Raw genomic sequence first — 318 nt, 5'->3', positions numbered from 1 at the left:
AGGACCTTCCAAAAGAATATCCATAGCTATTAGTCTTTTTACGCTTCGATTAAAGTGATGTCTGGTAATACCAACTTTTTTAGCCAATTCCGTTTGATTGACGACTAATAGATTTTCGAAATCAAGACGAGAAGCCAGAATGAAAAACACCTTGAGATCATATCCGTTTAAATTACTTTTCGCTATTATAGCCATCGGATGTTGAGGCATTGCAATCCATTCCTTTTTAAATCCATTTTTGCCTTTTAGGTATGACACAAACAACAAAGCCGTCCATAACCTCCACTATTTTACATCTATTTGGTATAATTTTTTTAT

General features: G+C 34.0%; 1 pseudogene. It reads right to left on the bottom strand.

The window, feature by feature from the left end:
• A pseudogene (locus tag ACFILY_RS09195) lies at positions 1–210 on the bottom strand (replication protein RepA); the annotation flags it as partial.
• Positions 211–318: the final 108 nt, after the last annotated feature.

It is taken from the genome of Bartonella sp. CL25QHWL, from assembly GCF_042195335.1.
Lineage (GTDB): Bacteria > Pseudomonadota > Alphaproteobacteria > Rhizobiales > Rhizobiaceae > Bartonella.
This window is presented reverse-complemented; position numbering and strand designations above follow the sequence as displayed.